Source organism: Nocardia sp. NPDC004711, assembly GCF_053601595.1.
Genome location: NZ_JBSGCB010000123.1, coordinates 1 through 10,022, shown reverse-complemented (window position 1 = coordinate 10,022; position 10,022 = coordinate 1). Strand labels below are relative to the sequence as shown.

The 10,022-nt window shown below is 66.1% G+C and carries 15 protein-coding genes; 14 read left to right on the top strand and 1 reads right to left on the bottom strand.

Features of this window, described 5'->3' with window-relative positions:
• Positions 1 to 547 precede the first annotated feature (547 nt).
• Entirely contained in the window at positions 548 to 1,840 is a 1,293-nt protein-coding gene (locus tag ACWEKS_RS47865) for a hypothetical protein (RefSeq protein ID WP_452346349.1), read from the top strand.
• Here ACWEKS_RS47865 and ACWEKS_RS47860 read toward each other — a convergent pair.
• Entirely contained in the window at positions 1,822 to 2,532 is a 711-nt protein-coding gene (locus ACWEKS_RS47860) for a creatininase family protein (RefSeq protein WP_452346348.1), read from the bottom strand. The genes ACWEKS_RS47865 and ACWEKS_RS47860 overlap by 19 nt on opposite strands.
• A 194-nt stretch (positions 2,533 to 2,726) precedes the next feature.
• Between ACWEKS_RS47860 and ACWEKS_RS47855 the strand changes: the two genes are divergently transcribed.
• The 13 genes from ACWEKS_RS47855 to ACWEKS_RS47795 form a co-directional block, all read left to right on the top strand.
• Positions 2,727 to 2,960 (top strand): helix-turn-helix domain-containing protein, encoded by a 234-nt coding sequence (locus ACWEKS_RS47855; RefSeq protein ID WP_354843918.1) that lies wholly within the window; start codon positions 2,727 to 2,729, stop codon positions 2,958 to 2,960.
• A complete protein-coding gene (locus tag ACWEKS_RS47850; protein WP_452346347.1) occupies positions 2,960 to 3,220 on the top strand; it encodes a hypothetical protein in 261 nt (86 codons plus the stop codon). Before ACWEKS_RS47855 ends, ACWEKS_RS47850 begins: the two co-directional genes overlap by 1 nt.
• Positions 3,217 to 3,678 (top strand): hypothetical protein, encoded by a 462-nt coding sequence (locus ACWEKS_RS47845; protein ID WP_452346346.1) that lies wholly within the window; start codon positions 3,217 to 3,219, stop codon positions 3,676 to 3,678. Before ACWEKS_RS47850 ends, ACWEKS_RS47845 begins: the two co-directional genes overlap by 4 nt.
• Positions 3,675 to 3,833 (top strand): hypothetical protein, encoded by a 159-nt coding sequence (locus tag ACWEKS_RS47840; RefSeq protein ID WP_379469307.1) that lies wholly within the window; start codon positions 3,675 to 3,677, stop codon positions 3,831 to 3,833. Before ACWEKS_RS47845 ends, ACWEKS_RS47840 begins: the two co-directional genes overlap by 4 nt.
• Positions 3,830 to 4,123 (top strand): hypothetical protein, encoded by a 294-nt coding sequence (locus ACWEKS_RS47835; RefSeq protein WP_452346345.1) that lies wholly within the window; start codon positions 3,830 to 3,832, stop codon positions 4,121 to 4,123. Before ACWEKS_RS47840 ends, ACWEKS_RS47835 begins: the two co-directional genes overlap by 4 nt.
• Entirely contained in the window at positions 4,120 to 4,464 is a 345-nt protein-coding gene (locus ACWEKS_RS47830) for a hypothetical protein (RefSeq protein ID WP_452346344.1), read from the top strand. The genes ACWEKS_RS47835 and ACWEKS_RS47830 overlap by 4 nt, the downstream gene beginning before the upstream one ends.
• Positions 4,461 to 5,138: a hypothetical protein gene (locus tag ACWEKS_RS47825; RefSeq protein WP_452346343.1), complete on the top strand. Its 678-nt coding sequence runs from the start codon at positions 4,461 to 4,463 to the stop codon at positions 5,136 to 5,138. The genes ACWEKS_RS47830 and ACWEKS_RS47825 overlap by 4 nt, the downstream gene beginning before the upstream one ends.
• Positions 5,139 to 5,141: 3 nt before the next feature.
• Positions 5,142 to 5,984 carry a hypothetical protein gene (locus tag ACWEKS_RS47820; RefSeq protein ID WP_452346342.1) on the top strand — a complete coding sequence of 281 codons (843 nt, stop codon included), beginning with the start codon at positions 5,142 to 5,144 and terminating at the stop codon, positions 5,982 to 5,984.
• The gene (locus ACWEKS_RS47815) at positions 5,981 to 6,376 is read left to right on the top strand and encodes a hypothetical protein (protein WP_452346341.1); all 396 of its coding nucleotides are present in this window, start codon (positions 5,981 to 5,983) and stop codon (positions 6,374 to 6,376) included. The genes ACWEKS_RS47820 and ACWEKS_RS47815 overlap by 4 nt, the downstream gene beginning before the upstream one ends.
• A 59-nt stretch (positions 6,377 to 6,435) precedes the next feature.
• On the top strand, positions 6,436 to 6,777 hold the full coding sequence (locus tag ACWEKS_RS47810) for a hypothetical protein (protein ID WP_452346340.1): 342 nt from the start codon (positions 6,436 to 6,438) through the stop codon (positions 6,775 to 6,777).
• A complete protein-coding gene (locus tag ACWEKS_RS47805) occupies positions 6,774 to 7,736 on the top strand; it encodes a helix-turn-helix domain-containing protein (protein ID WP_452346339.1) in 963 nt (320 codons plus the stop codon). Before ACWEKS_RS47810 ends, ACWEKS_RS47805 begins: the two co-directional genes overlap by 4 nt.
• Entirely contained in the window at positions 7,733 to 8,803 is a 1,071-nt protein-coding gene (locus ACWEKS_RS47800) for a hypothetical protein (protein WP_452346338.1), read from the top strand. Before ACWEKS_RS47805 ends, ACWEKS_RS47800 begins: the two co-directional genes overlap by 4 nt.
• Positions 8,800 to 10,022: hypothetical protein (locus tag ACWEKS_RS47795; protein ID WP_452346337.1), on the top strand; the 1,223-nt coding region annotated here is incomplete at its 3' end. The genes ACWEKS_RS47800 and ACWEKS_RS47795, both read left to right, overlap by 4 nt.

Sequence of the window (10,022 nt, the reverse complement as noted above, 5' to 3'; positions counted from 1 at the left end):
AACGACCGGCGCTTGCGAGGAGGCATGGAGACATCCTTCCAGCAGGACCTTCGGTCCTGCCAAATCGGTGTCCACTATCCGGGGGAAGCCTCAACGTGGTGGTCCTTCCCACTGGCAGGCGACACCTCAGGCGGTACGGATCATGTTCCTGATCGCGGCGGGACGTCCACTTTTGGGGCCGTCAAAGCCCTCGATCTGGCACGTATCTGGCATCGCAGCGTACTACGGGTACATAAGCGCTGGTTAGGATGTGCCCTCGGCAGGATTCGAACCTGCTCCTCGTTGGACGTTGGCCGCCCCGCTAACTTCCGAGGCACCCGCTTGTCCGCGACGGCCCGCCGGGGACCGGTGGGTTGATTCGTCATTCCAATGCATAGGTGCCTGGGCTCGGTGGTTGAGGAAACCGACTGTCCTGCAGCGGATTCCACCTCCAACGCATCGCGCTGGACTTCTTGAGGGTCTCCGGTCGCGGTCACGCACGACTGTCGGCCTACTGCGATACGATGCCTGAAACGGGTGGAAACGCCAGGAATCCTGGAGAAATCCTATGCAGGACAGCGATATTCGCTCCTGGGCGACAGGAGATTCGGCGGCAGGTCGGGGCGTATCTGCTGCAGGGCAAAAGAACGAGCGGTTGGCTGCCGTGTTGGCCGAGGTAGGGCTTCGGCCCAAAGGGCTTGCCAACAGGATGCGGCAGTACAGCGAGCAGGATGGCGGCCGTCCTGTGCATCCAAAGCACACCAATGTCGGCCGCTACATCAACGGTGTGCATCGGCCGAGCCAGCGCAGTCTGGACGTGATGCTCAGCGTGCTCAGTATCGAGGCCCGCCGCCCACTTTCGGCCGCTGATATCGGATATCTCGACGAGCCGTCGGGGAAGCTTGAAGACGAAGTCAAGCCGTCGGCACCGCCGGCGGATCTCATCGCATTGCCCTTCGAAACCGTTGATTCGGAGTATGTCGATCATCTCAAGGAGATGTTGGACGCGCGTGCCCGTATGGACGCACTGACCGGCCCTCGCTACGTACTTGGAACGCTCCAGAGCGAGCTCCAGCTGGTTCAGGACTTGTGCGGTAAGGCCCGCGGCGAGATGCGGTCGGAGCTGTTGGAAGTGGGTGCTCGGTTCTGTGAATTCGCCGGGTGGCTGTACCAAGACTCGGGTGACCTGAAGTGCGCGCGACATTGGACGATGAACGCGATGGACTACGCCGAGGAAATCGGCGACCCGCATCTCGTGTCGTATATCCTTCAGCGGCGAAGCAACATCGCTACCGAAAACGGCTATGCACCACAGGGATTGGGCTTGGCCAATGCTGCACTTCGTGGATGGGACGAAATCACCCCAGAGCTGCGCGCGCTGGCATTGCGTCAACAGGCGAATGCCTATGCAATGACCGGGGAGGCGGACGAGTGCCGCAACGCGCTGGATCGAGCGATGGAGCAGGTTCTAGCCATCGACGACCCAAGCCCGCTAGCTCTGTACTGCACGCCCTCCTATATCGAGATGGAAGCCGCGCATAACTGGGCCAGGCTTGGTCAGCCGTACCGTGCCATCGAGACCTACACGATGGGGCTTGACGAATGGCCGAAGTCGCAGCGTCGTGATCAGGGGCTCTGCGCGGCCAGGCTTGCATCGGCGTACATCGACGCTAACGAATTCGAGCTGGCGGCCCAGACTGGCATGAAGGCCGCTGGCTTGATTCGATGCGCCCCATCGGCACGTGCTATCGGAGTTCTTCGCGAGCTATCGAAACGGGTACGGCCTGTGCGGAATGAGGCTCTTCGCGAGTTCGAGGCTGCCGCAGTCGATCTATTATCCGCTCAGTCGACCAAACGCTGAAGATGCTTCTTGAACGCCCCTGAAAGCGAACTCAAGGTCTTCCCTCCCTTGTCGGCCGTGCCTAGCGATGGGAAACCGATTACGCCAGTGTCGGTGTATTCCTGCATCCCTCCCACGAGGAGGAACTGTCGCTCATCTGCACGCCAATCCGCTGTCTCGTAGCCAGGGCGAAGCAGATGAGGTGCCGTATGGAGCAGGATCGAAGTCTCCAGCTCACCTGCGTGCATGTCTTCGTGGCCGTTCGTCTGCATCCCGGCGTCGGTGCGCGCGCCGTCCCAGTCGCTCCGGCCGGGGAATAAGGTCATCTGTGGTCCGCCGGCGTTGACCTGCTGGACGACGTTCTGAAGCACATAGTTCCCGCCGTGCCCGTTCACGATCACGATCTTGCAGATGCCGGATGTGCGTAGCGAGGTGAAAATGTCCTCGATCACGGCGATAAGCGTCGAAGGACTGATGCTGACCGTCCCGGCGAAGGCTGCGTGCTCATGCGAGCAGGAGAAGGTGATCGGTGGGAGCAGAAAGAGACCGTAGTCATCGGCGATGCGCTGTGCGATAGCGCAGGCGATGACCGTATCTGTGGTCAAAGGGTGGAATCGGCCGTGCTGCTCAAGGCTGCCGATAGGCAGCACGGCGATGTGCCTTTCAAGGTTCCGGACATCTTCGGACGTTGCGGTCGTTAGCAGATCCCTCACCTGACCAACATACGTGTTCCCCCTTGTTCGGATCGCCGATCCAATGGGGGCGCGCAGGGGGGCGCACGGACGTAGGGTGCGTGCGCCCCCCTGTGCGCCGCGCGCCTCACCTTGCGCACTGATTCAAGACATCGGCCCCGAGTTCTCCTGAATACCAACAGTTTTCGCTCGTTGGTACCGAAGGAGCCGAGGCAGTGACCCGTTCGAGAAGTTCCCTGAAAGTCCCCATCAAGCCGACGCCTGGGGGCGCGCCACTGGTGACCATCCAGGAGGCCGCGAAGACCGTTAGCGTCACCGAACGCACGGTTCGCAACTGGATTAGCAACGGTCTCCTGACCGGCTACCGATTCGGCCCGAAGATCATCCGCGTCGACCGCGAGGAGCTGCTGGCACTCGCCACCCCGGTCAATGGCCAGGGGGTGGCCTGATGTCGTACGTCTCGGTTTCGTCTCCCGGCTACGCCGTGGAAGGCATCGAGGTTCGGTACCAGGCCGCGCACCCCGCGGACGCTGGCCTGGAGATCCCCGCCTACGTGTACGTGTCGCTGAAAGGCACGTCCGGCTACCTGGCGCTGCATATCGAGCACGCCCGCGCGTTGTTGGAGGCTCTGCCCGGTGTGCTTGTCGAACACGATGCGGTGCATGAGATTCCGACAGTCGAGCCCGATGGCGAGGCGGTGGCGTCGTGAACGGGTTGCGGAAGATCGATCGCACTGACATGGTGCAGGCGCTGTTCCCACTGGAGGGCCCGCACACCGCGGAGTCGGTGGTCGCCGCGTCGATGGCGGTGGCCGAGTTGTGGCGGTATCTGGCGCACGCCACCCGCTACAACACCGCAGAGGCGCTCACTGATCCGGCCGACGTGTCGGTGGCGGTCGGGAACTTCGTCGCCGGCATGCGTTCCGCGGATCAGGTGCTGGGTCAGCTGTCCTATTGGGCGCAGCGGCTCACCGAGAACCCCGCGCTGGCCGATGACCGTGACCGCGCCAACGTCACCCGTGCGGTGGCCGCGACCGAGGAGGTCGCGTCGTGGCTGGTCGAGGCCCGCGACGACATATCGATGGTTGTGCGGGACCTGGGCGAGGTAAGTGCGGATCTCGGGCATCTGTCTTTGGGCCGCGAGGTCGGGCAGGAGCAACGTTCATGACCCGCCTCGACATTTTCCTATTTGCTCTGGTCGTCCTGGGTGTCGGACTGCTGATCGCGCCGCAGTTCGTGGTGAGCGTGCTGATCGGTGCGGGCGTGATCGTATTCGGGTTGCGCTGGTTCGTGCGGTCGTCGCGGCGGGGGTGGCGGCGATGAATCCTCTGGATTTCGCCCATTCCCACTCCGGGATGCCGGCGTTGTCGGGACGCGAGTACGACCCCGCAGGCTTGATAGATCCGGACGCGTACGTGGCGTCGTTGCGGTGGCGGCTGGTGTTCGCCGGGGTCGCTGTGGTGTTCGGCGCCGGCGTGGTGGTCGGGGTGATGCTCGGTCAGGGCGGCACGCGGGAGGTTTCGCCGAATGTGTGCCGCGCGGACGAGGCTTCGCGCATCGACTGCGTGCACGCCGCCACGGTCGCGCCGACCCCGCCGGGGGTGCCGCGATGAACTGGACTGCCTTGTTCGGGCCGAAAGCGGTGCTGGAGGCCGAGAACGAACGCCTGCGCCGGACCCTTGCCGAGCGGGACGCCCGCGTCGCCGAGCTGTCCACCGCGCTGGACGACGCCCTGGACCGGGAGCAGCTGCACTCGTTGTCGGCGCCGCACGAGCGGTTGACACCGGCGGCGGTGATGGACCGTGTCGGCCAGGGCCGCGCCCAGCACCCCACATCCGTCGACCGTGAGGCCCGCGCTATCACACCGCAGGTGAGCGTGCGGCCGTGGCTGCGGGAACTGGATTCCACTGCCGCACATGTGTCCGTGGCGCCGGATCGGAGGCGGTCACGATGAGCATCGAGACCACGACCGAGCATCAGCCGCTGACCGAAGAAGCGGCGCGGGAGCTCACCGACAACATCCGTGCCCGCGTGGCGCAGGTGTGGGAGCTGGTCCGGTACGCCTACACCGGCCGCGTGTGGACGGTGCTCGGCTACGACAGCTGGGACACCTACTGTGCCGCGGAGTTCGACGGCGCGCAGCTGCGTATCCCGCGCGAGGACCGCGCCGAAGTCGTGGCCTCCTTGCGCGACATCGGCATGAGCACCCGCGCCATCGCGGCTGCGACCGGTTTGAGCCAGCCGACGGTGTCTCGGGAGCTGTCGTCGAGTGATTCAAATGAATCACCTGACTCGGTGGTCGGTTTGGACGGCCGGACCTACCAGACGAAACCCATTGACCGCCAGCCGATTACCGCCGACGGCATCGAGTCGAGCCACACCGAAACCGGTGATTCAGCAGCGTCGCCGCGCCGGCGGCGTCCGATCACCGATTCGTTCGACACCGCCCGCGGAGAGCTGCTGACCAAGACGAACACGCTGGTCCGCCTCACCGGTGACGACCGGTTCGACCGCCACGCCGGGCAGCTCTCGCACCGGTTCCTCGCTGATCTGCTGCGCGCTCGCGACGCCCTGAACCAGGTCATCGACCGGCTCTCCGATTTCTCTGACCGTCCCGAGGAGGGATAACCCATGCATCTGGTCGACCCCGATAACACGCCCGTGACCAGCCAGGTCATGGATGTCGACAGCGCGCAGGCGCGTCGTTGGCTCGAACGTAATCCGAACAACCGGCCGATCCGGCAGGCGCGGGTGCAGCAGTACTACGACGACATGGTCTCGGGCCGTTGGCGTTTCAACGGCGAGGCGATCAAGTTCGGTCCCGATGGGGAACTGCTGGATGGTCAGCACCGCCTGCAGGCCATTGCCCGCACCACTGGCATGCGTTTCCCGATGCTGATCGTGCGCGGCCTGTCGCCGGACACCCAGGTCACGATGGATCAGGGTGCCAAGCGCACCCCCAGTGACCAGCTGACCATTACCGGGATCACCAGCCACAACACTTCGATGGTCGCGGCCGCGCTGCGTGTCTACATGGTGTGGATGGAGGGCAACCTCTTCGGCGACATCGTGCGCGGTGCCGGTGTGTCGACCACGCGGGTGGTCGAGTTCGCTACCGCTTACCCGGAACTGGTCACGATCGCTGACCGGTTCACCGTGGTCGCGAAGCGGTTGAAAGCCCGTCCGGCGGTGGCGTGCGCGGTCGCGATGCGCCTGTCGGAGATCGATGCGCCTGCGGCGGCGGAGTTCGTTCGGTTGTGGGACAGCGGCGCCGGCCTGGCGGCTGATTCCCCGATCCTCGCGCTGCGTGACCGTCTCGATTCGATCCGCGTCAATCGGCTGCGTGTCAGCGACCGTGACCAGATCGGGCTGATCGTCACCGCATGGAACCTGTGGCGTCGTGGACGCGCGGTCACCAAGCTGCAGCGCCCCAAGGGTGGATTCACCTCCGAGAACTTCCCGGAGCCGAGATGACCACGCAGCGAAGGGAATCTGCAGAACTCGCCGCTCTGCATGCCGAACGCGACCGTCTGGACACGGTGACCGCCGTCCTGTCCGACATCGTCAACGCAGCCTGCGACACCGCGCAGCGGAAAGGCTACCGCGACTGCGCCGCCGAGGACGCCAAACGCGACCACTGGCAGGCTGTTCACAAGCCCGTCCTGGCCGAGTTCCTCGCCGCCGGAGATGCCTACCACGAGGCGCGATGGGGCAGCGAGTCGGTCACCGAATCCCGCGCCGCGATCGAACGGGCCTACACGAACGACCCGGACATGCGTGCCCTGATCGTGAAGGCCCGCACGGAACTGGCGGCGCGCCACCAATCTGCTACGCCGGTTGAGCGCGATCGGCGGCGGTCGCGGTGAGTACCCGATTCCATGATCCCGAGGGCCGCCGATACGGCATTCCGACGTTCCCGTGGCGGATGGCTCCGCAGCATCTGCGGACCGAACGCCAACTGGCGCAAAACAATCGACGACCGGGCGACGAGGCGCAAGCCCAGGTGCTAGGTACCAGCCGTCGTTTCGGGCAGGTGCAGGCATACCTGTACGACGAGGCCCAGTCGGTGCCCAAGCGCGAATGCTCGCTGGCTCAGCTGGAGTCGCTGCGGATCGCTCGCTGGGTGCGCTCGGCAGACGCGTGCGAACGGCGAGGGATCGACGCGGCCGATATGCGGGAGCTGATCGAGGCGGCTCGTATCAAGCTGGCGGCCCGCCGTCAGGCCAGCGGTTCGGCTGATGGGCGTGATCGGAGGCGATCGCGATGAGTTGCGGTTGCGGGACCGGTGAGGCTCAAGGCCGCGGATTGTGCGCGACGCACTACGCCGCGTTCCGCAGCCGCGAGATCGCCTACGGGCGCTGGAATCCCAGGGTTCCGGCTGATGCGGTGCGGGCCCATGTGGAAGCGATGCGCGCGGCCGGGGTGAATCCGAACCAGCTGGCGAAGCTGGCCGGTGTCAGTCAGTCCGGGCTGAGTCAGATCATGGCGGCCGGCCCGGACAAGCAGGTCGCGGCGTGGCTGGAACAGGCCGTGTTGGCGGTCGAGGTACCCGAGCGTGCCGCCGAGGTCACCGCCGGCACCGCGCTGGTCCCGATCCTGGGGGCTCGGCGCCGGTTCCAGGCGTTGGTGGCGTCGGGGTATCCGGCGGCGCAGCTGGCGCGGGAGTTGGGTACCGGGGAGCGGAGCCGCACCATCCGGTCGTTGATGGGCAACCGCGCCGACAAGACCGGCCGCGTCACTCACGACATCGCCGCCGATCGGGAGCGGGCCGTCAAGGAGCTGTTCGACCGCCTGCAGTTGGTGCCTGGTCCGTCGGCTCAGGCTCGCGCGTTGGGGGAGCGGCGTGGGTGGGCGTTGCCGATGGAGTGGGACGAAGCCGCGATTGATGACCCCAATGGCTGCCCCGAAAAGGCGCGCTGGACACCGGCGTCCGCGCGGGAGGAACGCCGCGAACACGTCGAACTGCTGGTCCGCCGAGGGCTGACCAATGACGAGATCTCCTGCCGACTCGGAATCAACACCCGCCTGGTCGAACGAGACCGAGCCCACCACCGCGCCACACCGCACACCGACACCACCGGCGCGGACGAGGCCGAATCAGTTGCCCGGAAACCGTATTCGCGCAGCGAGGTCGAGGCGATGGGTGCACTCGCCGCCCAGGCCCGCGTCGATATCGCGGCGCGCCGTCAGCGCGGACGGGGCAGGGGATTGGAGCGAACCCGATGAACCACAACAAAGACAACACCCGGTATGCCGGGTTGGAGCGCCGCTACCGGACCCGGATCATTGCTGGTCTGCGTGATGCTGGGCTGACCTACACCCAGATTCGCACCTTGCTCGGGGTCAGTCTGCGTCAGGTCGAAACCGTCCTGGGCGAGGGACAAGTGTTGCGGGCGAGTGGTTTCCGGGCCAAGGAGATCGCCGCCGAGCTCGGAGTGCCGGCGGGATCGCTGGGGCGGGTCCTGCCGCCGGTGCGGCGCGCGACGATCACTGAACGCCAGTCCGAGGTGCTGCGGGCGGTGTCGGACATGCGCGGCATGCAGGTCGATGTCCTGGCCCAATATTTGAACGTCTTGGAGTCCAGCGCGTATGCGATCGTGCGGGAGCTGATCGCCAAGGGCTTGTTGTGTGAGCTGGAGAAGGTGCAGCGCGGGCGTGCGTGGGTGTTCGCGCCGCCGCGGGTCGAGGCCCGCTACCTGGGGTGGCGGCCGGCGGCGTGGTCCCCGCCGCTGATGTACGCCGAGCACTACCGCGCGGTCGCCCAGGCCCGGATCATGCTGGTCGGCAATGACCCGGCCGCGTTCATCTCCGAACGCGCCCTGCGTCGCGAAGCCACCACTGCCGCCCGGATCGCTGCGGAGAAGCGCCGGGGGACACCGGTGTTGGAGTTCTCCACCGGCATCGACCCTCTGCCGGGGCGCCAGCATCTGCATGACGGCCGGTTCTTGGGTGTGGTGGGCGGCAACTATGGCTGGTGGGCGCTGGAGGTCGAGCTCAGCGTCAAGGACAAGGCGCACATGGACATCGCGTTGCAGGGCGCGATCCGCGCTGCCCGTGACGCCCACCCCTACACCATGGTCGGCCTGCTCTACCTGTGCCGGTCCGACGCGGTCCTCAACAACGTCGAGGCCGCCGCTGGCCGGCTTCAGGCCGAACTCGCCTCGCTGCCACTGGATCTGCAGATCCAGGACTTCGACAAGCAGTGGAACGCATTCCTGGCCGCCCGCCGCACTGTGCGCGTGGCAAAACGCCAGCGCCACACCATCTTCGAAATCTCCAAGGAAGCATCATGAGCACCACCGACTGCACCCCACTGATCACCCCCACCGACTGCAACCCCCTCGCCACTGCGCCGGGCCCGGCTGACACACCGTCCATTCCGCCGATCACTGCCGAGGCACCGCCTGGAACACCGACGGTCGTGCGGGACGTGACTGACCCGCTCACACACTGGTCCGGCCATGGCCTGTCCCACGCTGGCGCGACCGCAGAGACCGCGCTGGTGTGCGGGGCGGCGCTGGCAGCGATGCTGGTGCTGATCGTGGCCGTCGCAGCAACCAAACCCGTTGAGCCGCACCGGCTGCGCAACTTCGCTGCCGCCGCGTGGGCGTTGCCGTTGACGTCGGTCATGACGGGCGGGTCGTGGTCGACCCCGTTGAGCCTGTTGTGGGGAGGCGCCGAACACCTCGCCCACGGCCAGCTGGGCGGGTTGTCGATGATGCTGGTCCTCGGGCTCCCGTCGACGATGGTGGTGGCGTCGTTGTGGTGGGCGCATTTCCTTGTCAAGACCGAGACCGTCGGGTTGAAGTCGCTGCGCAGCACCACACGTGTCCGGGACTCCCTGACGGCCCGTCGCCAGCAGTCCGCGGCCCGCGCGGCGACAGGCGGTGCGCCCCTGCATCGCGGGCATGACATCGTGCTCGGCACCCTCGCCGACACCACCAGCCACAAGGCACCAGGGGTGTTGCGGGCGCTGTCGAAGCGTCACGAACCGTGGCTGGCCATCGCGCATGTCGATGCCCGCAAGCAGCAGGCCATGTTCGGCACGACCGGTAGCGGCAAGACCGTGGCGATGGAACGCTACGCCGCCGCCCTGTTCGATTACGAGTGGAGGGCCTGGCAGAAGTGGACCGGGGTTCCGGGGATGGCGGGCAAGCATGCGCGTCCGCTGCTGGTGATGATCTCGTGCAAGGGCGGCGAGGACGACCGTGAACTCGGGTTGAGCCTGCGCGAATCGATGCTCGCCCAGGGCGTCGACCCGAAGCGGATTGCCCTGGTGATTCCGGAGATGGACACCCTCGACATCTGGGACAACACCCCGGCCCGGGATCTGCGGGCCATGATCGGTGCCCTGTTGGCGGCGTCGGCCGAGGCGACCACGGCCGAGGGTCAGCATTTCGAGAGCATGCAAACCCGCATCGCGTCGCTGGTGGTGGATGCGCCGGTCGGTAAGCCGCGCAATCACATCGAGCTGTTGGAGCGGTTGCAGGAGACCAAGCTCAAGGAGATCTG

Excerpts from the sequence above, each read along its gene's own strand:
- ACWEKS_RS47830 (WP_452346344.1), top strand. The coding sequence starts at position 4,120 with ATGAACTGGACTGCCTTGTTCGGGCCGAAAGCGGTGCTGGAGGCCGAG.
- ACWEKS_RS47840 (WP_379469307.1), top strand. The coding sequence starts at position 3,675 with ATGACCCGCCTCGACATTTTCCTATTTGCTCTGGTCGTCCTGGGTGTC.
- ACWEKS_RS47850 (WP_452346347.1), top strand. The coding sequence starts at position 2,960 with ATGTCGTACGTCTCGGTTTCGTCTCCCGGCTACGCCGTGGAAGGCATC.
- ACWEKS_RS47815 (WP_452346341.1), top strand. The coding sequence starts at position 5,981 with ATGACCACGCAGCGAAGGGAATCTGCAGAACTCGCCGCTCTGCATGCC.
- ACWEKS_RS47805 (WP_452346339.1), top strand. The coding sequence starts at position 6,774 with ATGAGTTGCGGTTGCGGGACCGGTGAGGCTCAAGGCCGCGGATTGTGC.
- ACWEKS_RS47810 (WP_452346340.1), top strand. The coding sequence starts at position 6,436 with ATGGCTCCGCAGCATCTGCGGACCGAACGCCAACTGGCGCAAAACAAT.
- ACWEKS_RS47800 (WP_452346338.1), top strand. The coding sequence starts at position 7,733 with ATGAACCACAACAAAGACAACACCCGGTATGCCGGGTTGGAGCGCCGC.
- ACWEKS_RS47835 (WP_452346345.1), top strand. The coding sequence starts at position 3,830 with ATGAATCCTCTGGATTTCGCCCATTCCCACTCCGGGATGCCGGCGTTG.
- ACWEKS_RS47825 (WP_452346343.1), top strand. The coding sequence starts at position 4,461 with ATGAGCATCGAGACCACGACCGAGCATCAGCCGCTGACCGAAGAAGCG.
- ACWEKS_RS47865 (WP_452346349.1), top strand. The coding sequence starts at position 548 with ATGCAGGACAGCGATATTCGCTCCTGGGCGACAGGAGATTCGGCGGCA.
- ACWEKS_RS47820 (WP_452346342.1), top strand. The coding sequence starts at position 5,142 with ATGCATCTGGTCGACCCCGATAACACGCCCGTGACCAGCCAGGTCATG.